General features: G+C 65.9%; 19 protein-coding genes. 7 read left to right on the forward strand and 12 right to left on the reverse strand.

What is annotated here, in order from left to right:
- Positions 1–8: 8 nt before the first annotated feature.
- From NA12_RS07000 to NA12_RS07015, 4 genes are all read right to left on the reverse strand, one after another.
- Complete coding sequence (locus NA12_RS07000) at positions 9–2,537, reverse strand: AAA family ATPase (RefSeq protein WP_165914822.1); 2,529 nt, start codon at positions 2,535–2,537, stop codon at positions 9–11.
- Complete coding sequence (locus tag NA12_RS34100) at positions 2,530–3,909, reverse strand: coiled-coil domain-containing protein (RefSeq protein WP_067447180.1); 1,380 nt, start codon at positions 3,907–3,909, stop codon at positions 2,530–2,532. The genes NA12_RS07000 and NA12_RS34100 overlap by 8 nt, the downstream gene beginning before the upstream one ends.
- A complete protein-coding gene (locus tag NA12_RS07010) occupies positions 3,906–4,589 on the reverse strand; it encodes a 4Fe-4S single cluster domain-containing protein (RefSeq protein ID WP_067447182.1) in 684 nt (227 codons plus the stop codon). Before NA12_RS07010 ends, NA12_RS34100 begins: the two co-directional genes overlap by 4 nt.
- A gap of 158 nt (positions 4,590–4,747) precedes the next feature.
- Entirely contained in the window at positions 4,748–4,933 is a 186-nt protein-coding gene (locus NA12_RS07015) for a hypothetical protein (protein ID WP_067447184.1), read from the reverse strand.
- A 251-nt stretch (positions 4,934–5,184) separates the two neighbouring features.
- On the opposite strand from NA12_RS07015, the gene NA12_RS07020 reads away from it, so the two are divergent.
- The 5 genes from NA12_RS07020 (at position 5,185) to NA12_RS07040 (ending at position 10,048) form a co-directional block, all read left to right on the forward strand.
- Complete coding sequence (locus NA12_RS07020; protein ID WP_132369901.1) at positions 5,185–5,562, forward strand: hypothetical protein; 378 nt, start codon at positions 5,185–5,187, stop codon at positions 5,560–5,562.
- A gap of 31 nt (positions 5,563–5,593) precedes the next feature.
- On the forward strand, positions 5,594–7,984 hold the full coding sequence (locus NA12_RS07025) for a sensor histidine kinase (RefSeq protein ID WP_067447649.1): 2,391 nt from the start codon (positions 5,594–5,596) through the stop codon (positions 7,982–7,984).
- Positions 7,962–8,387, forward strand: a complete 426-nt coding sequence (locus NA12_RS07030; RefSeq protein ID WP_067447188.1) for a roadblock/LC7 domain-containing protein — start codon at positions 7,962–7,964, stop codon at positions 8,385–8,387. The genes NA12_RS07025 and NA12_RS07030 overlap by 23 nt, the downstream gene beginning before the upstream one ends.
- Positions 8,384–8,755 (forward strand): DUF742 domain-containing protein, encoded by a 372-nt coding sequence (locus NA12_RS07035; protein ID WP_067447190.1) that lies wholly within the window; start codon positions 8,384–8,386, stop codon positions 8,753–8,755. Before NA12_RS07030 ends, NA12_RS07035 begins: the two co-directional genes overlap by 4 nt.
- 132 nt (positions 8,756–8,887) lie before the next feature.
- Positions 8,888–10,048: a phosphotransferase family protein gene (locus NA12_RS07040; protein ID WP_084472420.1), complete on the forward strand. Its 1,161-nt coding sequence runs from the start codon at positions 8,888–8,890 to the stop codon at positions 10,046–10,048.
- 171 nt (positions 10,049–10,219) lie between these two features.
- Here NA12_RS07040 and NA12_RS34105 read toward each other — a convergent pair whose 3' ends face one another.
- Entirely contained in the window at positions 10,220–10,423 is a 204-nt protein-coding gene (locus NA12_RS34105; RefSeq protein ID WP_165914789.1) for a hypothetical protein, read from the reverse strand.
- On the opposite strand from NA12_RS34105, the gene NA12_RS07045 reads away from it, so the two are divergent.
- A complete protein-coding gene (locus NA12_RS07045) occupies positions 10,422–11,687 on the forward strand; it encodes a lipase family protein (RefSeq protein WP_243654937.1) in 1,266 nt (421 codons plus the stop codon). The genes NA12_RS34105 and NA12_RS07045 overlap by 2 nt on opposite strands.
- Positions 11,688–11,791: 104 nt before the next feature.
- On the opposite strand, the gene NA12_RS07050 is transcribed toward NA12_RS07045, so the two are convergent.
- The 6 genes from NA12_RS07050 to NA12_RS07075 form a co-directional block, all read right to left on the reverse strand.
- Positions 11,792–13,951: an MMPL family transporter gene (locus NA12_RS07050; protein WP_067447196.1), complete on the reverse strand. Its 2,160-nt coding sequence runs from the start codon at positions 13,949–13,951 to the stop codon at positions 11,792–11,794.
- Positions 13,952–13,984: 33 nt separating this feature from the next.
- A complete protein-coding gene (locus tag NA12_RS07055; protein ID WP_067447198.1) occupies positions 13,985–14,350 on the reverse strand; it encodes a hypothetical protein in 366 nt (121 codons plus the stop codon).
- A gap of 45 nt (positions 14,351–14,395) precedes the next feature.
- A complete protein-coding gene (locus NA12_RS07060) occupies positions 14,396–15,445 on the reverse strand; it encodes a GNAT family N-acetyltransferase (protein ID WP_067447200.1) in 1,050 nt (349 codons plus the stop codon).
- Complete coding sequence (locus tag NA12_RS07065; protein WP_067447202.1) at positions 15,442–17,670, reverse strand: Rv1355c family protein; 2,229 nt, start codon at positions 17,668–17,670, stop codon at positions 15,442–15,444. Before NA12_RS07065 ends, NA12_RS07060 begins: the two co-directional genes overlap by 4 nt.
- Positions 17,667–18,785 (reverse strand): class I SAM-dependent methyltransferase, encoded by a 1,119-nt coding sequence (locus NA12_RS07070; RefSeq protein ID WP_084472422.1) that lies wholly within the window; start codon positions 18,783–18,785, stop codon positions 17,667–17,669. Before NA12_RS07070 ends, NA12_RS07065 begins: the two co-directional genes overlap by 4 nt.
- A 490-nt stretch (positions 18,786–19,275) precedes the next feature.
- Positions 19,276–19,455, reverse strand: coding sequence for a hypothetical protein (locus NA12_RS07075; RefSeq protein WP_067447208.1), 180 nt, complete (start codon positions 19,453–19,455; stop codon positions 19,276–19,278).
- Between the two features lie 321 nt (positions 19,456–19,776).
- Here NA12_RS07075 and NA12_RS07080 point away from each other — a divergent pair, with 321 nt between their 5' ends.
- Entirely contained in the window at positions 19,777–20,838 is a 1,062-nt protein-coding gene (locus NA12_RS07080) for an NAD(P)H-dependent amine dehydrogenase family protein (RefSeq protein ID WP_067447213.1), read from the forward strand.
- Positions 20,839–20,879: 41 nt separating this feature from the next.
- On the opposite strand, the gene eccA is transcribed toward NA12_RS07080, so the two are convergent.
- Positions 20,880–22,703 (reverse strand): type VII secretion AAA-ATPase EccA, encoded by a 1,824-nt coding sequence (gene eccA / locus NA12_RS07085; RefSeq protein ID WP_067447214.1) that lies wholly within the window; start codon positions 22,701–22,703, stop codon positions 20,880–20,882.
- Positions 22,704–22,761 lie beyond the last annotated feature (58 nt).

Consider the following 22,761-nt stretch of genomic DNA (forward strand, 5'->3'; position numbering starts at 1 on the left):
GCACAGTGTCATCGCAGTTCCCGCGTGGTCGGCACGTCCGCGGCGGTGATCAGCACCGCGCCGTCGTTGTTCGCGGCGAGGCGGGTCGCGCAGCGCAGTTCGACCTCGTCGAACAGATTGCGGACCGCGCGCGCGTTGCCGAAGTGTTTGCCCTGCCGTGCACGCAGACCGTCCAGAGTGCGTCCGGCGGCGGCGAGGACACCTTCGGCGAGGTCGTAGCCTTCGTCCTCGGCGACCTTCGCGAAAATCTGTTCCAGTTCGGGTCGCTCGTAGTCGTCGAAGACAAGTGTTCTGGAGAATCGTGAGGTCAGTCCCGCGTTCTGCCTGACCCACTCGGCCATCTCATCCGGATAGCCCGCGGCGATCACCACCAGGCGACCGCGATGGGTGTCCATCATCGCCACCAACTCGTTGACCGCCTCCCTCGCGAAACTGTTCTGGCCGGTGGCCTCCAGCCCGTACGCCTCGTCGATGAAGAGGACACCATCAAGGGCTTGTTCGACCTTGGCCCTGGTCGCCTGCGCGGTTTGGCCGACATAGCCGGCGATCAAGTCGGCCGAGGTTGTGCTGACGACGTGGCCTTTCACCAGGAGACCGAGGGCGACGAACACGCGGCCCATCAGCCGCGCGACCGTGGTCTTACCGGTCCCGGGCGCGCCGGTGAACAGCATGTGCGGTGCGACCGGCGGTTTGCGGCCGCCCCGCTGCCGCAGCTCGAGCACCTCGACCAGACCCGTGATCGTGGCTTTGGCGTCAGCGAGGCCGATCAACGGCGCGAGTTCGGCGAGTACCTCTTTCACCGGCGCTGTCGTGGCGAGGAAGCTGCGGAGGTTCGCTGGAATGTCGTCGGTTGTCGCCGGTGGAACAGCAGTCGCGTCGGTGAGTTCGACGCGTTCGGCCCAGCGCCGCTTGATCGCCTGCGCGAGATTGCGCATGTCGCGGCCGTTGCCGAAGTCCGCGCCGCGGGTGCGATGAATATTCTCGATGAGCACGCCCAAGCTCTGCCGCAGCTCGTCGGTGATGGGTAGTCGTTCCTTGTCCAGGCGCCCGAGCAGGATCGACAGCAGCTCCGCCGGTGTGAAATCGGGGAAGACGATGCGATTGTCGTGCGGGAAGCGGCTGGCGAGCCCGGGGTTGGTTTCGATGAGTTCGTTGATCGGCGCCTGGTAGCCGGCGATGATGACGGCGAGGTCGTCGCGGTGGTTCTCCATCTCCGCGACCAGCCGGTCGATGGCTTCCTGACCGTGCCCGTTCATCAACTGGTATGCCTCATCGATGAACAGGACACCGCCGAGTGCTCGCTGCACGAGTGCGCCGGTGCGTGCCGCGGTCTCGCTGACATATTGCGAGACAAGGTCTTCCACGGTCGCGGGGATGAGATGCCCTGAACTCAGCAGGCCCATATCCCGATACAGTTCGCCGATCATATTGGCCACCACTGTTTTACCTGTGCCCGGCGAACCGCTCAGCGCCAGGTGCAGCGACATCGGCTCACCTTCGGGGCGGTCCTCGCCCCACAGAACTCGATCAGCGCGCACCGCTTTGCTGTGCCCGCGCAGGAACTCCTTGATCGTGGACATGCCGACCATGTCGTCGAGACGCTGCCAGATATCGCGGCTGTCGGGCGGCGCGGACGCGGTGAGGCCGAGCGCCTCGATGCTGAGCGCGATGCGTTGTTCGGCGAGCACGAGTAACTGTTCGCGCCAGGAGCGCAGCGCGAATCGCTGCTGGGCCATGGTCCTGATCGTGTGGTCGAGGGTGGTCCAGTCGGCGACGCGCAGGCCGCTGGTCAACCGCAGGTGGTGCACGAGCCGACCGATCTCGCGTTCGTCGGCGTAGCCGACCACCGCGGTCCGCGTCGGCGCCAGGTCCGCGAGCCCGGCGGCGAACTCGGGATAGCCGTAGCTCGCGATCGCCTCGACCGCGTCCGCGAATTCCGCACGGGCGAAGAGCAATACACACAGATTGCGGGGCGCGGCCTGGCCGGAGACCCAGCGCAACAGCATCTGTGAGGCGGACCGTCGTGACGACCCGGGAATCTCGGCCAACCAGGTTTCGGCACCCGGAATGACCAGCGCGGTACGGACATCCCGCTTGGTCATCAACCCGTCGAGCATCGTGAGCTGATGCGCGTCATTGGCCCGCGGCGCCGACACCGGCGACGGATTCGGCACCGTCGGTGGCCGGTCCAGCAGCATCGTGCCCATCGGACCGGCGAAACCGGTGCGTGCTCTCGGCTTCGACACCCGTTCGGGAAGTGGCTCACCTCTGGTCAGTGCGCGCGACCGCGCGTCATGGAAGTAGACGGCCCGACGGTAGTCGGTGAAAACCACCCGTTCGAAGCCGCTGTCGCGCAGGACCTCCCAGATCGCCTCGGCGAATTCGCGCGGGCACAGATCGGCACCGACAAAGACATCGGTGGCCCCTGGTCCGTGCACGATCCAGAACACCTCGCCGACCCGAGGTACCCGCGCGCCACGGAATCGTTCGGGGAAGGCGAGGTCGGACGCCGTCGGCGTTGATGTCCGCTCAGCCAAGCGACTTGGTCCCCGGCGTCTTGACAAGATTCGCGACATCGCGTCGCGTCCGGTCCGGAACTGCTGCCACCGTCGTCGACCGCAAGTCGATGCCGGTGCGGTCGTGCACGCTGTCATGGATCGAGGTGATACGTGCTTGTCGTTCCTCCTCGGCGGCCTCGCCATCGAAGCTGTGGATCTCGACCACCGGTGCGCGCGCGATGTCGTCATGGGGAATGATCTCGATGATCACCTCGCCGCCGGTGACCTGGTTGACGGTGCGGGCGAGGAAGGCACGGCGCTGATCCGCCTCGACGTATCCGGTGTCCTCGGCCCCGAGCACCTGGTATTGATGTTCGTCATCGAGTGCCTCGGCGATCAACTCAGCCAGGTTCGCACGCAACTGCGAGGCTCGCACCGCGACGACCGCCGCTTCGACGGTGTCGTCGAGTCGACGATCGAGTCCAGGAATCACGTTCTCCACCAGCGCTTGCAACGCCTCGGTCGACATGGGCTCCGCGTCGTCACGAACTCTGGTGAGCAACTCGGCGACCTCGGTGTCGAGATGGGCGAGCATGCCGTTCGACCAGTGGTCGACATCGGGCGCCTCGGCGGTGTCGACGCCGAACGTGGCGGCCGAATCGATGGTCGCGTTCCCGCGGATCAGCTCGCGCAATCGCACAAGACCACCCTCGGCGGCCAATCGATATGACCGCCACTGCGCGTCCAGAATGGCCAGCTCCGACCGCAATTCGCTCAGTTGCCGGGTGAGCGCGCGCGCCGGGCCGAGCAGAAAACCTGCCGCGACACCGCCGTTGAGCGTGCCGATCAGATCGGCTCGCTCGGCGTCGAGGCCGGCCAATCGGCCGGGACACAGGCGCTCGTGCGGGTAGTCGGCGGCCTGGTCGCGCAGAATTCGCGCGTCGGCGAGGTAGGTCACGGTCAGTTCCGCCGCGCGCGCACTGTCGGTCTGTAGACCAGCGACTCTGGTATCGATCGCGGCGAACTGCGCCTGGCGCTCGGTGCGTTCGTCGGCGAGCGCGCGCTCGAATACCTCGCGCTGCGCACGCAACGCCGTGGCGTTCTCGGCACGCAAGGTCGCGCCCTGGTCGCGCAGCCTCGTCATGATCTCGTGCGTACTCGCGCGCAGCCGCTGATCCGACCGCTGTTCGCTCATCCGCACGTGCTCGCTCAGATCCGCGACGGCGCTCTCGAAACCAGCTTGCCGCCGCGACATCTCGGCCACCGCGCGCTGCGCGCTCTGCTCCGTCTGCTCTTGAATTCGGGTGAGCAGCCCGGGCAGGTCACGATTGACCTGGGCCAGATCGCGCGCCTGGGCTTGCAGCCGATTCCATTCGGTCTCCTCGACATAGATCTGTTTGCGGCCACTCATCCCAGTACCTCACTGACGATCTCGGGCCCCGCTGATTCGAGGGCCAACGGTGTGCGCGGCGCGTGGCTCGTGTGCCGAGCACGGGCGGCGTCGAGGGCGGTGAGCAGTCCGGGTGGCGGCACCCCGACCAGGGTCACCGAGCGCGCGTCGACGTGCAGTTCGGCTGTTCTCGGACGGTCCGCGAAGTCGTATTCGCTGCCGCGCAGCCGGTCGGTGAGGTGGTTGATCGCTTGGTTGTCGCTGCCCCGCAGACCGCGTCCGTTGTCGCGCGCGGCCACGTACGGTCCGTCGATCAGGACGTCGATTACGGCCAGTAGCTCCGCGACCGCAGGCGTCGGCGGATTGTCACGCAGGCGGGCGAGGGTGAATCCGCTGAAGCAGATGACGTCGAGGTCACGCACCGCACGCACGCGTCGCACGACGTCGGCCAGAGCCGCGGCCTGGAGCATGGGTTCCCCGCCGCTGAGGGTCAGCCCACCGATCCGCGGCATGGCCAGGATCTGGGCAGCGAGCGCCTCGGGCGTAACAATCCGATTCGTCTCGAGTGGAATCCAGTCGGGCGCGACGCAACCACGGCAGTTGAGCGGGCATCCCTGGACCCAGACCACGGCGCGGCGACCGGGACCGAGGGAATCCGTCGCGACAGCCGTCGCCGCCAGATTCACCGTCGCTGTCACCATTTACCTTCTCGCACAGTCACTTATCGCCGAACGCCATCCACACAATTGGGCAGCCTACGGACCACGATCGCTCTGCGCTGTACGCCATTCGACCGACATTGCCTGTGCCAAAACGGACAAAACCCCGCGGAACCGTGGACCAGTCCTCGACAAAACGGTCATAGAGGTTCGGTGAACAGCCGCTCCAGGGCCGACGCCGATTGTTGGCAATTGCTGGCATGTTTGATCAGCACCGTATTACCGAGCGCCAGGTTCGGGGCGGCGAAACGAACAACACCGTCGATGGCCACCTCACAGCGCGGGGTGGCCGTTTCGCACCGCGCCAGGTCCGCGCGCCCGAGCACCCACCAGCTCCGGAAGCCGCCTGGTACGACCGCTAGTTGGCCCGCAGAGGCGACGCTACGGCGGTGGGCCCAGCCAGAGCGGAACAGGGCTACGAAGACGTTAGTTCTCCTACTCGAGAGTAATATTCTCCAATTTCGAGCGCGGAGGCCGGGATACGTCCATCATCGTGTCGCCGAACATGTGCGATCCACCCAGAAGTACGCCCAGTTCACCTGGAACATCACTTGCAGAAACCGAGAAGACAAGTAACATGACCCAAGCGTCGAAGCATAGACCGCTCGATGCATCCCCAGACCGACCGGAATGCCTTGCGGCAGCGACGTATCGCGCACATACCCAGCGCATCGATGTGCTCGGGGTGTGCCACGGAGTCCGGCGCGCCGACCTCATCGATCATCGAAACCCTCACTGCGACAGTGATATCACTGGGCACGACGCGGAAAGCACGATGCAGAAGCCGATCACCACCGACCACCACCCGTCTTCGAGCGACCCGACACCGGAGCACCTCCCGCAGCTGTGTCGGCAGCGTTTCCCACACTGGAAGCAGCGCACGGACAGCAGATACCTGCGCCCGTCGGTCGATGTGAACAACGTCGCCACGCAGTTCGGCGCCTCGATTGACTGACCTCGACGAAAACGACAGGCACGCACCGACCATGAAGCGCCGTTCGGCACACCCCGACCGGCAGCGACGGTTCGCGAGGTGGTCGGCGAGATCCGGGGGAATCCGTACCAAGGTTCTCGCTATCGCGCTCGTACCCAGCCTGGTTCTCCTGATCATCGGTGTCGGCGCGACGACATACCTGGTGGATGTGGGACAACACGCCAAAGAGTATGCGCAGAGACAGGAAACGAATCTCGGCCCGACCAGGGAGATGGTCGCCGCGATCCAGCAGGAACGGATGCTCTCGCTGCGGCGACTGGCAGGCGAGGACGTGGATCCATCCGCGCTCGCGGCAGCGAGAACGCGATTCGACAACGTGCTCGCGGCCCTCGTACCCGACGCCAAGCGATTTCAGGACCTCGGCGGCACCAGCTTGGACAGCACCGCCGACGCCTATAACCAGGTAAAAACCGCACTACCGTTGCTACGGGCCGGTGTAGACGTCGGCGCGGTGCCCATCGTCGACGTCTACACCTTCTTCGGCAAAATGCTCGACGGGTTCTCCAACCTGGGTATGGCGGTGGTGCAACGAAACGCACCGGATGCGAATTCGGCCATCGGACTGACCCGCAATATCGAAATACTCCATGTGGTCGAATCGATGTCGAGGGCTAGTTCGCTGACCGGAGCGGCCGTGAAACCCGAGGGTTTGCCGCCCGCGTTGTCGACCGACTATCACAACCTCGTCGGCTACTACCACTCTCAAATCACGTTCCTGCAAGCCGAAATCGACGGCGAGAGCGCACAGCGCATCAAAGAGATCACCACGACACCGGCCTGGCAGCAGGTGACCGCGATGGAAGACGCGATCATCCGTCCGGTATTCACCAAATCCGCTACGACGCCGGTACTTCCGATGAGTATCGAACAGTGGCGAGATGCCGCGACCGAGGTCTCGGATCAGCTGATGGCGTTCTGGGTCGACCAGAACCTGCGCTCGCAGCGGCAGGCCGCGGAATACGGCGACCGCACCGCGAGAAATTCGTTGCTGGCCGGCAGCGCGGTAGTCGTTCTCGTCGTGCTCACTTTCGCGTTGTCACTGCTGCTGGCCGGACGGTTGATCGGCCGGTTGAAGCGATTGCGCACCGAAACCATCGCGCTGGCCGAGGTTCAATTGCCCGAGACCATGCGCCGACTCGGCGCCGGTGAACCCATCGACCCGGAAACCGAGGCCGCGCACCTGGATTTCGGCGACGACGAGATCGGCTCGGTGGCCAAGGCGTTCAACGGCGCGCACACCGCCGCCGTCTCGGCCGCGATCACCGAGGCCCGCACCCGCGAGGGTGTACGGGCGGTGTTCCTCAACATCGCCCACCGCAGCCAGGTCGTCGCGCATCGGCAACTCGAAGTCCTCGACGAAGCCGAGTCGAAACAGGAGAACCCGGAGATGCTCGAGATCTTGTTCCGCCTCGATCATCTGGCCACCCGTGAGCGCCGCAATGCCGAGAATCTGGTCATCCTCGGCGGCGGGCAGCCAGGGCGGCGGTGGCGCCGGCCCGTCCCGTTGGTCGATCTCGCACGCAGCGCTGCGGCGGAGACCGTCGACTATGCCCGGGTACACACGGGCAAATTGCCGCAGATCTTCGTCATCGGTTCCGCGGTCGCCGACCTCATCCACCTTCTCGCCGAACTCGTCGACAACGCCACCTCCTTCTCACCACCACAGGCGCGCGTCGAAATCACCGGCAACATGGTCGGCAAGGGCGTGGTGGTCGAGATCAGCGATCAGGGCATCGGTATGGCGCCCGAAGATGTGGCACGCGCCAACGAAATGCTCGCCAACCCACCGCACTTCGGTGTCGCGGCGCTGTCGGTGGACTCCAGACTCGGGCTCTTCGTGGTCGCGCAACTCGGTGTCCGGCACGGTATTTCGGTGCGGCTCGGCGAGTCCGACTACGGCGGCATCAGGGCGGTTGTGCTGATCCCGTCGGCGGTCATCACCTCCGAAGCCGGGGGCGTCGACCACGCACCGCACTATCTGTCGTCTGCGCCCGACCTCGCCGGCGCGCGCACCGAAGTTCCGGGTACGGGCATGAGCAATATTGCCGCGAACACCGAGAACAGCTCCACGGCAACCGCACTGGACAGCCCCCGACCGCACGTGCAGCACGCGCCTTCGCTCGCTACCGAGGACGACCGGCCCGCGTTGACACGTCGCACACGCCAGGCGAGCGTCGCTCCGGAACCACAACCGGACGTTTCTTCCGAACCACCGCGCAGCCAATCAGCAGCCCAGGCGCGGGACCTGTTCTCCGCGATCGAGAACGGAACGCGACAGGGCCGGCGGGCCACTCCCGATCCATACCCCTCCTCATCGCGGCTGCCTACCACCCCACCTCCGGATCGACAGGACGGCGACGGTGACATCTTCTACCGCAAGTAATCTCGATTGGCTCCTCGACGACCTCGTCGAACGTGTGGTCGGTGTCCGGCGCTCTGTCGTGCACTCCACCGACGGCCTGCTGCTCGGCCGGTCCAAGTCCATGTCACGGGAAGACGCCGAACACTTCGCGGCGATCTCGTCCACCCTCTACGGGCTTGCCCGTAGCGCGGGCGCCCGCTTCGACGGCGGCGGTGTCCGGCAGGCGGTCATCGAACTCGACCGTGCTGTCCTGTTCGTCACCGCGGCCGGCAGCAATTCCTGCCTGGCCCTACAGGCCGAGGACAGCGCAAACTTCGGCATGGTCGCCTACGAGATGAACCTCACCGTGCAACGCGTCGGTAGCTACCTCTCCACCGCACCACGCCGAACTGGTGCTGAGACAGGCCCGTTCCCACTGTCATGAGCGGCGATGATGACCACTGGTTCGTGGACGATTCCCCACTGGTCCGTCCCTACGCGGTGACCCGAGGCCGGACCTCCGGGGCCGACCGAGACGTGGACATGCTGACCACTGTCGCGATCGCCCGGCCCAGCAGGCGACTGCGCCGTACCGAACCCGAATACCTCGCGATCATCGAGCTCTGCAACACACCGGTCACCGTCGCGGAGGTTTCCGCCACCTTGAAACTGCCGCTGGCGGTGACCAGAATACTTATCGGGGATCTCATCGCCGAGGGAAACCTGATCTTCCGGCCCCCCGCCGATACAGGCAACGCATCCAAGGAACTCAACGTATTGCGAGCGGTACTCGATGGAATCCGCAATCTCTGACGTGAACGCCGTACAACCGGCCGTATCGGTCGAAATCTGATCGTCGGTGGCTCAGCGTCGACAAGACCACCATCGGATAGAACCCCGAGTTTCGGGCTGAAGCCCGTAGCGAGTACAGAACAGGAGTCATCGGTGACGTCACGATCGTCGGCTACCGCGCTCGGCATAGGTATGGTCGCCAAGGAGGCGATTCGCGTCGGCTTCGACCGAACCATCGCCGGCCGCAAAGGGATTCCGTTGCGCGTCGAACAGGTGACCGCGCAGTGGCTGGGCGACGCGCTCGAGCTCACGCCGGGGGCCATCGAATCGGTCCGTGTCGTACAACAGGATTCCGGGACGGCGGCCCGCGCCCGTATCGCGGTGAAGTCCGATGCCGATATTCCCGATCACCTGTTCTTGAAGTTGGCGCCGCGCAACTACTTACAGCATGTGCTGATGAACGTGTTCGCGCTCGGCATCCACGAATGTCTCGCCTATCAGGCCTTGGGCAGCAATCCGCCGGTTCGCATACCGCGATGCCATGCCGTCCAGGTCGACCTGGCCACGCAACGCACTTTCCTCGCGCTGGAAGACCTCTCCGAAACAGCCGAATTCCGCACGGTCATCGACTCGGTGACTCGAACCGAGGCCAGTGCGGTCGTCGATGCCTTGGCCGACCTCCACGCGACGTTCTGGCGCACCGACCGGTTCACCCAGGACTTGGCACCACTCGCCGTGCGTTCGGCTGCCGAGATCCGCATCGGCGACATCATCCGCCGCCGGTTCCTCGGCGAGATCACCGGTCACACGGCCGACCTGATACCCGAACCGATAAAAAGACAGTGCCGCATGCTGTTCGAGAACAGCACCGCTATCGACGCGTTCTGGGAAAGCCGGCCACAAACTCTGATTCACGGCGACCCGCATCTCGGTAACCTGTTCTTCGAAGGCGCGAACCCCGGCTTCCTGGACTGGCAGGTCGCGAAAGCGGGCGCCGGTATCCGCGATGTCGCCTACTTCGCGAGCGCGTCGGTCGAACCCGATCTACTCCGCACGATCGAACGAGATCTGGTCGAGCGCTACGCCGGCCGGCTCGATGCGGCGGGTATCGCGGTAGATGGTGATGACCTGTGGTCGCAGTATCGCGCGGCCATTACGGAGTTCTTCCTCGCCGCGGTGTGCACAGCGGAGGCCGGTGCGCGGATGCAACCGCTCGACGTCTCCCGAGTCGGCGTCGAGCGCGCTGTCGCCGGCGTCGTGGCGCACGACAGTTTCACCGTGCTCGCCGCCTTCACCGATGGCAAGCCAGTCTGATACGGGGCCCATGCAGTGCGTGACAGCTGACGGGTCAGCCGCCGAGATCACCAGCGGCGACCCGATACCTGTTGCAGCTCAATACCTTACGGGGCTTCCCTCGGCCTCGATCTTCGTCGGAGCAGACACGAGTCGCGACTGAATGCTCTTGACTTCCTCCCGTGACCGCATTCACACTACTACCCAGTAACAGGACAGCACTGTCCGGTTACGATCCAGCGGGCTGAACGGCGCGTCGTTCGGCTCGCAGCGGGGAGTTGGTGAGAGTGGATCGCTATCACAGCATCCGCGCAGCTCCGGTAGGAACGATTCGAGGGGAACGAACTTGAGGAAAACACGCACCGCCACGACGATGATGTCGGCGATTGCGGCCATGTCGATCGCCTTCTCGGCGACAACGGCATTCGCGCCCGCAGCGCAGGCGGCGACAGACGCCTTCTACACCTATCGCGGCGCCACCCCACTGGGCACGCTCGCGCCCGGCACCGTCCTGGACACCCGGACGCTCGCTTATCACGTCGTCGGTATCCCCACCCCGGTGACCGCCGTTCAACTGCTCTATCGCACCACCGACGCGCAGATGAATCCCGTCGCCAACGTGACCTCCATCCTCATCCCGCCGGGCGCCGATCCATCGAAAGCTGTTGCCTACCAGTCGTACTACGACTCGCTCTCGCCCGAGCACAGTCCGTCGCGCGCGATCGCCGGTGACCTCAGCCTCGGCTCTAGCGTGATGAGTTCGGAGTCACCGTTCGTGGCCGACCTGCTCGTCAACGGATACACCGTCGTCGTCGCCGACACCGAAGGTCAGCAGGCCAACTTCGCCGCGGGCCCCGAGTACGGCATGAACACCTTGGACTCGCTGCGCGCTGCCACCTCGTCGGCGACCACCGGGCTCGACGCGGACACGCGCATCGGAATGGTCGGGTACTCCGGTGGCGCGATCGCCACCTACTGGGCCGCGGCACTGGCGCCGGAGTACGCCCCGGATGTGAACGCGAGACTCGTCGGCGCCACCTCCGGCGGGTTGCTGGTAAACCCGGCACACAACCTCCGCTATGTGAGCGGCAGCCTCGGCTGGTCGGGCGTGGCGGCGATGGCGATCCTGGGCATCTCCCGCTCCTACGACATCGACTTCACGTCCTACCTCAGCCCCTACGGCGCCGCGCTGGTATCGAAACTGCACGCGGCCTCGATCGCCGATGTGCTGTTCCAGTACCCGGGCCTGACCTGGCAACAACTCGTCCGCCCTGAGTACGCCGATCCCAACAGCGTCGCGCCGCTGGTAGAGAAAGTCGACCAGGTGAACCTGGGTTACGCTCCGACACCGACCATTCCGCTCTACCTCGCGCAGGGCGCACACGGCGATCTCGAGGGTTCCAACGGCAGCAACCCGACCGTCGGGCGCGGCGACGGCGTCATGATCGCCGGTGACGTCCGCAGCCTGGCCCGCCAGTACTGCGCCACCGGCAACCGGCAGGTCGAGTACCACGAGTACAGCGACCTGAGCCACATCCCCACCCTGGGCGTGTGGGGACTGGGGATGACCGCATGGATCAACGACCGCTTCGCCGGCGTCCCCGCGGGGTCGAACTGCGATGCCATCGCCCCGGGAAACCCGCTCACCTCCGACCTGTAGGCATATCCACGTCGGGAAACGCCTGTGGGCTGCCAGCGCGCGCTGGCAGCGCACAGGCGACGAAGGACCCGCTGTAACAGGTGTCCAGACCGGCGCAGGCACGATCATGAGGTCGACAGGGTGGCCTCTCGATCGGTTCGCTCGGGCACACGCCCGTGTCCACGGGTCGGGATGTACCAGTTCCAGCGACCGAACAACGACACCGTCGCCGGCAGCAACAGCGACCGAATGATGGTGGCATCGAGCAGGATACCCAACCCCAATCCGGTCGCCATGATCTTCAGATCGGTGCCGGGACCCGTCGACATCGCGGCGAAGGACAGGAACAGAATCAACGCCGCACAGGTCACCAGTCGACCGGTGCGCCCGATCCCCTCGACGATCGCGGTGTCGGTGTCTCCCGTGCGCAGATACGCCTCGCGGATGCGGGCCAGGATGAACACCTCGTAGTCCATCGAGAGCCCGAACAGGAACGCGAACACCAGGATCGGTACCCAGACCGTGATCGCGCCGGTCGCGGGTAGGCCGTAGAGCAGGTCCGATCCGATGCCCCACTGCCAGCACAGCACCATGGCGCCCATCGCCGCGCTCAGCGACACGATGTTCATCAGCACCGCTTTGAGTGCCAGTACCGGCGACCGGAACGCCCGCGCCAGGACCAGGAAGATCAGGATCGACAGCGCCGCGATGACCCAGCCGAAGTTGTCGTAGACCGCCCGCTGGAAATCCGCCCGCGCGGGACCGAGACCGGTCAGACCGATCACCGCGTCCTCGCCCGCGACAGCGTCGGTGGCCCGATCCACCACCGTGGTGCTGGGGCCGCTGATGGTCTGCTCGTACGGAAACGCCAGCACCATGGTCACCTGCGGCCCGGCGCCACGCAGCGGACGGTTGAGCAGTGGATCGGCGCCGTTGGCGGTCACCACCTTCCAGATCCCGTCGACCCCGGCCAGGACCGCACTCGTCCGCGCCGCGGCATCCGAGTGAACGAGTACTTCGATCGGGGTCAGGGCGCCGGTGGGGATTCCGTCGGCTTTCAGCCGCTCGTAGGTGGTCTGCTCGGGCCCACTACGGGCCAGCGACTCAGCCGATGCGACCCCGAACTCCGCGCGCAGGAACGGCACGGTCGCCCCAGCCAGGAGCAGAACCCCCAGCGCGGCGGCGAGCCATCGGCGTCGGACCACCAGGGTGGTCCAGCCGCGCCAGCCCGGCCCGATCTCACGATCATCGCGCCGTCGCGGCCAGTCGAGCTTCGGTCCGACAACGATCAGGATCGCCGGAGTCAAGGTGAGCGTGGCCAGAACCGTCACCAGGGGAATCAGGGCCCCGCCCACCCCGACCGTGCGGATCCACGGCACCGGCAACAGCAACAACGCCAGCAGACCGATGGCGACGGTGATCCCGCTCATCACCACCGCGTGTCCCGCGGTCTCCATCGCGGCCACGACCGCGCCGCGATTGTCGCGTCCGCGTTGGCGTTCCTCCCGCCATCGGGTGACCAGCAGCAGCGAGTAGTCGATCCCGAGCCCGAGCCCGACCAGCGAGATCAGGTACTGCACGACGAAGGAGATGTCGGCGGCGTAGGTCATCGGCAGCAACAGCAGCAGTGCCGCCGGGATCGACACCATCGCTGTCAGCAGCGGCAATACCGCCAGGAAGGAACCGAACACGTACGCCAGCACCAGCAACGCGCCCACGCTAGCGATCACCAGTTCCAGCATCACGCCGACGCCGATGTCGCTGCCTTCTCCGACCGCGAGCGCGTCACGCCCGGTCAACCCCAGTTCCCAGCCCGCAGGCAGGGATTCACGCAACGGTTCGAGCTGCTGGGCCGGAGGAACGGGAACCGCCGTGCGCGGTGGCGGATAGAACACGTACGCGAGCGCCGTTCGCCCGTCACCGGTGACGAACGCCGAGGGGTCGGTGCTGTTGCCCGCGTGATACACCTGCAGTGGGGTGTCGAACATCCGCGCGGTCGAGAGCGCCTCGAACATGGCCGCGATCTGGGGACGGTGCTCGGCGACGGACTGTCCCTCGGGCACCGTGAGGGTCACGATCAGCGGCGAACTCGCCTCTCCCGCCGTTCCGAAAGTCGAGACCACCGCCTTGCCCGCGGTGTCGCCGGGTTGTCCGGGCAGGGCGAAGTCGACCGCGAGCCGGTCGATGGTCGTTTGGGCCAGCCCCGCCCCGGCGAGCAGGACGACGAACCAGATTCCGATCAGAACTTTCGGCAGGGCCACGACGACCTCGGCGAACCGGCGCACGGTGGTGCTCTTTCCTCTGTGTGGGGGCTGTGTTCAGCTCGGCAACGGCCGGGCGACGGCCGCGCCGGGGACCTCGGCGCCGGGATGGATGCTCACGCGCTGGCCCGAGACCGTCGCGATGCCCGGCATCATGCGGGGCTTGGCGGTGCCGGTCATCTCGTCGCCGTCGATCCGGACGGTGATCGAGAGGTTCAGGCGGACAGGCTTTTTGATGAGCTGACGCCACACCAACGTGTCGCCGCTGTACTCGACGTCCCACACCCGAAACGATTCGCCGGTAGCGAAGCTGCGCGCGGTGCCGGTCAGCGATCCGTCGGGCTGCTGCGCGATCTCCACGATGCCGTCGGCGTTGCCGAGTGTCGATTCCATCTTCAGGCGCCAGGTTCCGAAAGCGCTCATGGTGCAATTACCTCCTGGTGAATACGGCGCGAAACCGGTTGTGGGTCAACGCAGTTCGGGGGGAAAACTCGCGTACACACCGTCGATCAGGTCGTCGAGGCCGTTGCGACGAACCGGACGAGTGTCGGTGCGGGTGGTGAGAATTACGCAGTCGTAACGGGATTCGTCCTGCCGGTACCACGCGGGCAGATATCCGCGCACCGTGAAGCGCCGGGCGGGTTCGCGGGGCGAGCACAGTTCGGTGACCACGTCGAGCTTGTCGGCCAGCACGTAGAAGGTCATGTGCTCGATCGGGCCCGCTGCCGGTACGGCACCGTCGAGCACCTGCCACACCAGCTCCCGCACCGCGGCCGGACTCTCGGCGAACACCTCGGTGACGAACGCGGTGCGACTGGGGGCGAACACCGAGAATGCCACCGACCCGGCCGCTGATTCGTGCACATACTGTGGTGCGCCACCCGGCGCGATCCGGGACGGGTAGATCCCCGGCACCGTCCGCACAGCCAGTTCGCCCACCTCGCGATCGACCGGACTTCCGGCTGCGACGACGGTCTTCGGTGGCAGCACCCGCACAACGCTGCACGACGGGTTGATCGAGACCCCGATCAGGTGCTCTTCCCGGTCGCCCAGGAACAAGTGCTGTCCCCCGTCGGTCCCGACCCAGCAGATACGGTGCGGCACACGAGAGAACAGCCGGCGGGCACGCTCCGAACGCGCGTACCCGTAGACCAGCTCGCAATCGGGCTCGGCCAGGGCTGCCTGCACGGTCATGTCGAACATCACCGCGAAGTTCCCGCGACCGGTGTAGTCGTGGCGCACCGCGGCCCGGCACAGCTCATAGGTGTGGTTCTGCGGCTCCGGCCGCCCGACCGAGGCGCCGACCACCGTGGAACCCGCGACGGCGAGAACCCAGATGTGCGCGTCGTCGGCGAGGATCTGTTCGATCAGCGCGGGATCGGTGCACTCGGCGATGGGGTACGAACCCAGGTACACGTCGTGGTAGAGCTCCGCGATGTCCCGCGCGTCCGCGGGTGTCGCGAGCCGGAACTCGATCCCGGGGGCCTGCGTGGCGCCGGCCTCGGTCTGCACACTCATGCGTTGACCTCCGCGCCCCTGGCCTCGGCCCTGACCACCAGGTGCTGATCGAGCGACCGGCGCGGGCTCGGAACGGCGGCCTGTTCGGTCACCCCGGCCACGACCCGGAACACCACCGCGACCAGCGCGTTCGAGCCTTGCAGCAAGTCTGTGCGCAGCGAATCCATCTGGGTCTCGATCGCTGCTCGCTCGGCTGTGTCGAACACCTGCGCGGAGGTCAACAGCAGTTCGGACTCGCACAGCAGCGCGGTGGTGGGGTGGATGCCCACTCCCGCAGCGGTCGCGGCGACCCAGAGCCGCTGGAACGCACGCCCGGCTTCCACCACATCACGGCGTGAATCCCCCGCGCAGGTCAGCGCTCCGACCATCGCGGCCTGCTCGGCCCAGTCCTGACTGAATCGCAGTAGCGCGGAACCCTCTTCGCGCTCGTGCAGGAATCGGGCCACGGGCGCACGCCGCAGCAGTCGAAACGCGGTGCTCTCGGGGAAGCTCAGTTGGAGGTTCTCCACCGGTACCCCGTCGAGCCGGTCGGGGTGATCGGCGTGGAAGTAGAATTCGTCGAATGCCTCGGTGTGCATGTCCTGCACCAGCACCCGCAGCCGGTTACCTACCGCGACACCGTCACCGAATCGACGTTTGACCTCCGGGTCGGCACTGAGCCACAGCTCGGCGGAGAATCCCCCCACCGCGTCGGTCAGACTCGCGTGCTCGGGCTGGGTGAGCTCTCGACTGGTCTCGCGGCTGCGCTGCGCGAACCGGCTCCGCAGCGCCGCGGCCATCGCCGCATCATCCGGATCGACTGCGGCGTCGGCGTATTCGCTCAGCGTGACCCGGGTGTAGATGTCACTGTCGGGACCGTGGGGGTCGTATTCGACCGTGGCGGTCAGCCCACGTGCGCGCGCGCTGATCACGATGCTCTCGGTGACCACGCCCATCACGAGTCGATGCGCGTTGCCGCGGCTGTCCATCAGCGGGTGGGTCGCGGTGTATTCGGGAGCGTGGGCCACCTCGATCGTGCGGCCGTGCACCAGGAATCGCCATTCCTGGGAATTGCCGCCCGAGGGCGACCGCATCGCGTCCTCGAGGATTTCGCGCAGGTCGTCGGGCAGTCGCACCGCCGAGGGCGCTGGTGTCACCGGCGCGGGCGGGGTCGGTCGTCGGGTGAGATCGGCGCTGATACCGAAGGGCAGCTCGGAGTTGCTGCGCCCCGAGGGCACCGGCTGACCGAGCAGGATCGCGCGCACCGCGGTCGCGACCACCGCGCCACCGTGGGTGACCTCCGAGGCCAGCTGCGGCCAGGTGATCAGGGTGCGATCCATTTCGATCACCGAGGCCGCGATCCGGTCGGAGATGTCGTCGACGCCGATCATGGTGGCCATCGCCGCGAGTTGCACCTCTACTGTCGCGTCCTCGAGCATCTCGGTCGTGAGATCCCCCAGGAGTCCGTGCATGATCGGGCGGTCTCGCTCGAGGTCGAACCGTTCGATGTCGAGCACGCCACGGTCGCTGGCTTCCATCACCACCGCAATGCCCAGTTCTCTGGCGTGTTCGCGCACCAGCAACTTCACGAACGGCATGTCGCACTCTTCGACCACCACGTCGACGTGCAGATCTCCGCGCAGGAACTCCCTGATGTTCAGGTCGTCGACGCCGTCCTCGTACACGCGCACATCCAGATACGGGTCCAGCTCGGCGATCCGGCGTGCGGCGAGCACCGCCTTGTTGGTCCCGATATCGGCGATCCCGGCGGCGAGTCGATTCAGATTCGACAGCTCCAGCTCATCGAAGTCCGCCAGTTTCACCGCACCACAGGATCTTTCGAGTGCCAGGGTGAGCGCCACCGCACTCCCCACCGACAGTCCGACGATGCCGACGGTCTTACCCAGGAGCAGATCTTGTTCTCGGGTGGTGAGCTTGTTGCGATTGGCCGCGGTACGCACCTCGACGAACTCGTCTTCGTCGAGGGTGTGCACCAGCGTCTGTGACCACGGGTAGTAGACCCACACTCCGTACTCGCGCTCCGGGACGCCACCCAGCAGCTCCTGCACCACATCGAGGCGGCCATCGAAGCGGCCCCGTTCGGGAGTACGGATGGCGGCGAGGTTCTCGAGCTGGGAGGTGAGTTGATCGTGGCGGTGGGCGATCGCCGAATTCGCTTCGAGCTCGCTCAGCACTCGGACGTCGTCGGGGTCGTCGAGTCGCAGGATGATCGGTCGGTAGTTCACGAGTGGCCCTCCTCGGTGCGACGGGCAACGACGATGCGATGCATGGGTGCGTCGATCAACGCCACTCGTTCCAGCCCGGTGGTGGACAGCCACTGGTCGTAGTCGGCCAGGGTGTAGGTGCTTCCCCCACCGGTGACCAGCATCGACACCGCGAACAGTGCCGCGAATCTGTCTTGCGGTGAATCGCTTTCGGTTCCGCCGACCGCGATGTTGTCGACGATGAAGACGAATCCGTCGTCGGCGACGGCGTCGCGGGCCTTGTCGAGTAGTTCGAGGGCGCCGGCGGGATTCACCAGATGAAAGATGTTCGCGAACAGCACCGCGTCGTGCCCGGTCCCCCAGTCGTCGCGCCAGAAGTTCGCGGTGCGGAGCCGGAACCGGTCGTCCACACCCAGTTCCACACTTTGACCGACCGCGAGACGACCGATGCTCTCGACATCGAGCCCCACCGCCACAGCGCGGGAGAAGTGGCGCAGCAACAACTGGCTGTAGATGCCCGAACCGCACCCGATGTCCAAGAACTTCCGCGATTGCTCGCGGCGCCATCCGGTCCGAGTAGTCCAATCGATGAGCTTGTCGACGATGGGTGGTGCCCAGAAGTTGATCCCGGTGACCAGGTCCTCGTAGGCGTGGGCGGTGATCTCGTTGTTGCCGATCCCGTCAGCTGCGCGGACCCCGTCACGCACGGACTGGTCGAGGGTGCGCCACGCGCTACGCGACAGCCCGCGGTTGTAACCGATCTTTCCGGTCAGGCTGAAGATCGAGTCCGAGCTCAGGCTCGCGGCCACCGCGGGGTCCGCGCTGTAGCGCGAGTTCTCCCCGTCCGGAATGCTCGTGACCCAGCCATAGGCAACGAGTGCGTCCAGCAGCACCTTGACTGCGCGCGTGTTGGTGCCGGTGACAGCGGCGATCTCCTCGGCGCGCAGCGGCCCCGCCCTGAGCGCACCGAAAAGCCCTAGGCTGCTGGCAGTCTCGAGCATGGCGGGCTGCCACTGCGCCACCAATGCCGCATAGATCGCGTGCGCTGATTCGCTCGTGCGGTCGGTGCCGATCTCTTCGAAGTCCACGACCGAGTCGAACCGGAAGTGGTGATGACTGTCGACTGTTCTTTGCAATGCACAACTCCTACGTTCTCGATGCTGTAGCTGCGACGCCGAAGCTGCGAAACGGTGTCATAAAAGTGAGTCCCCTCGGTTTCAAAGTACACCAAGGGATTTCAATTGCCGAACGATGTGCCCATCAACACATTCGGCCGAAACAGGTTGCCGGGCAACAGGACACAACGATTCTTCGTCGACCGACAGGTCGGCTGACCAGGTCCGGACAATCAACTCGATACACATTGGATTTCCCGACAAAAAAGGGAAGTACCCGCAATCCATCGCCCCGAGTCCACATTCAGGACGGGCCGCCCGAATTGCCCGATTAATGAACGTGTAAGCGAATAGCGCTGCGGCCCAAGCTCCTTTCGATGCCCCTCGAACAGTCGGCATCAAGAAGGACAGGGAACCTGCAAAAGATCGAGCCGACGTTGCGCCCGGCGGGATGACCGTTCCGACGGCGCATCGCCGGTGGCCGACTGGACCTAGCGAACTGTCGCGGCTACTACGCCGGGCGTCCTGCCGCGAGCCGCTGCTGCAAACCGGCGATGATCACCTCGAGATCGAAGGCGAGCCGATCCTCCTCGGCGCTCCGGCCGACACCCTGACTGACGGCGACTACCTCGCGCAGCCTCGGAAAACCCGTTTCCGCAACCACACTCAGCGTCGCCGCCAGTTCCGCCACCGCGGGATCTCCGCCTTGTCGCGCGGTGAGTGCCCCTCTTCCCGCCGCAGACACTCGGCACGCTCCCACCGACCGCCGTGGTGCAACGCGTGCCGGGGCCTGCCGAAACCTCAACAAGAACATACTTATCTAGAATGAGAAGTACTTTTTCGCATGTGAGAATTATTTTTCCCGCTACAGGGAAAATCATGGCCGAAGCGCCCCACCGGCACGATCGCGGTAGTAGACAAGACCCGTGCGGCCCGTGACCTGGACGGCATCGCACACAGTCGCCGCCGAGGCGCCGGCCAGCATCACTCTCAGCAGGGAAGAGGTACGCCGATGTCACCCACCGAGTACCGGGTCGTCCAATGGACCACCGGCAATGTAGGAACGAGTTCGGTGCGAGCGCTCGCCGCCGACCCCACCATCGACCTGGTGGGCTGCTTCGCGTGGTCACCCGACAAGGTCGGACGCGACATCGGTGAGCTGGCAGGAGGCGACCCGCTGGGCGTGGCCGCCACCGACGACGTCGAAACCCTGCTGGCATTGAAGCCCGACTGCGTGGTGTACAACCCGATGTGGTTCGACGTCGACGAAGCGGTGCGGATCCTGTCCTCGGGGGCGAACATGGTGACCACCGCCTCGTTCATCACCGGCCACAACCTCGGTGACGAGCGCGAGCGACTGGAGCAGGCGTGCCGGCTCGGCGGGTCGACCCTGTTCGGTTCCGGGGTCAGTCCCGGCTTCGCCCAACTGCTCGCGATCGTCGCGGCCAATGCCTGCGACCGGGTCGACAAGATCACCATCGCCGAGTCCGCCGACACCACCTTCTACGATTCCCCGGCCACCGAACGTCCGGTCGGCTTCGGTACCCCGATCGACGACCCGAACCTGGCGGGCATGGCCGCCAGCGGAACCGCGGTGTTCGCCGAAGCTGTTCGGCTGGTTGCGGATTCGCTCAGCATCACCCTCGACGACATCACCTGCCAGGCCGAATACGCCCAGACCACCGAGGACCTCGACCTCGGCTCATGGACCATCGCCAAGGGGTGTGTGGCCGGTGTCGCCGCGAGCTGGCAGGGCCGCGTCGGCGATCGCGTCGTCATCGATATCAATGTCCGCTGGCGCAAGGGTCAAACGCTGGATCCGGACTGGAAACTCGATGGCGACGGGTGGAAGATCACCGTCGCGGGCCGACCGACGGTGAACATGAGCGTCGGATTCCTCCCCCCGCCCGATTTCCAGGCCGAAACCATCGCCGACTTCATGGTTCTCGGCCACATCATGACCGCGATGCCGCCCATCCACGCGATCCCCGCGGTCGTCGCGGCCGCCCCGGGCATCGCGACCTACACCGATCTCCCACTCACCCTGCCTCGCAACATCATCGCGCGGACATGATGAGCAGTTCCCTCGCGAAACCGGCCGGACCAGCAGGACGGTCAGGTGGGGCTGAGGGTGGCGAGGACTATTTCCAGGGCTTTGCGCATGTCGTCGGCTTCGATGCGCATGAGGGTCGCCTCGTCCAGAGCGTACGGGTCGAGAGATTCGTTCATGGCCAGGCGGTATTCACGTTCTTCCTCGGCCGCTTCGATGATGTTGCGGATGAAGCGGCCGTTGCCCGCGAGGTCGATGCCGCGGCGCGGGAGGCCGCTTTGATCGGTGTCCTCGGCGGTGTAGAGGTCGGCGCAGGCGGCGCGGAGAAGGTCGATGGCTTCGTCGGAGGTCGTCGAATCGCGTTTCTCGGCGATGAAGCGACCGATTTCGCAGAGCTCGTCCGGTGAGTAGGAGTCGAATTTGACGCGTTTGGCGAAACGGGAAGCCAGGCCGTCGTTGCTGGCGAGGAACCGGTCGATCTCGCCGTCGTAGCCCGCGATGATCACCACCAAGCGATCGCGATCGTTTTCCATGCGGGCCAGCAAGGTGTCGACAGCCTCGCGGCCGAACGCGTCACCGCCGGAGAGACCGCTTTGGATCAGGGTGTATGCCTCGTCGACGAACAAGACGCCGTCCATCGCCGAGTCGATGAGCGCGTTGGCTTTGATCGCGGTCGAGCCGAGGTGCTGACCGACGAAGTCGGCGCGTTTGGCTTCGACGACCTTGTCGGTTTTGAGCAGGCCGAGGCCACAGTAGATCTTGGCGACGACGCGGGCGATGGTCGTCTTGCCGGTACCCGGCGGTCCGGTGAAGGCCAGGTGCTGGCCGCGCGGCATGCTGTTGAGGCCCTTCTCGGCGCGGATCTTTGCCATGGTCGCCGACGATTGCAGCTTGGCAACCTGCACTTTCACCGCGGCGAGACCGATTTGCGCGGTCAATTCGGCGCGGGCGGATGCCAGGATCGTCTCGGCTCGGTGGTGCTGTTCCTCTTCGGCTGCTTCCTCGAGCGAGGGCGCCGACGCGGGGTCCCAGCGGTTGGTTCGCGCCTCGATCTGCTCACGGTTGGTGACCAGGATGCGGAATTTGGGGTCGGACATGGCCTGGGCGTTGGAAGCGAAGCCGGGGACCTGGGTGTACACGGTCTCGAACAGGGCGCGCGCCTCGTCCTCGTTGCCCTGTTCGCGCAGCGCCAGCCCGCGGCAGTACATCGCGGCGGTGCGGGCGGACGGGATCGGGCCGCGTTCGGCCAGTTCCAGGCGGCGCGTCGCCTCACCGAACAGGCCGAGGTGCGCGCAGGCGGTGCCGACCATGACGTGCGCGCCGGCCGCCATGTACTGGTCTTGCCATTCGGCCGAACCGGCGAGCACCGCCATCACATCGGGCCACAGTTGGGCGGTGAAGTACAGAACGCCGCGCGCGTAGGCGCAGACCCGGTCGTCGACGACGCGATCGGGATCATCGGCCAGGGTGGCGCGGCGCTTGTCCAGTTCGGTGAGCAGTTCCTCGGCCTCATCGAACTCCTTGTCCTCGATGAGTCGCATGGCCTGCGCGAGCCAGATTTCGGTCAGGCCCGCCACCGGGTAGTCGATGAACTGGCCGAGGTGGAACCGGCCCGCGAGCTGGCGCGCCGGGAGGCCGAGGCGACGCTGCTCGCGCAGGAGGGAGGTGGTCGAGGTGCGGTGCAGGTGACGCAGGGTTTCCTGGGTCAGTTCCCCGGCCGCTACCCGGCCGAGCCAGGCATCGCACATGTCGGGGTCGAGTTCGGTCGCCCGCCGGAAGGCGACCTTGGCGTAGTCGAGGTTCTTGGCAGCCTGCTGCCCGTCGACCGGCAGACCGAGCGAGAGGACGCCCGCGTCGAAGATCTGTTGTGCTTGCCGAATCGCTGACATGCCCGCGAACCTAGCCCGGGTGGGGGCCGGTGGCACCCCCGCGCTGATCTCGACCACC

The organism is Nocardia alba NBRC 108234 (assembly GCF_001612665.1).
GTDB classification, from domain to species: domain Bacteria; phylum Actinomycetota; class Actinomycetes; order Mycobacteriales; family Mycobacteriaceae; genus Nocardia; species Nocardia alba.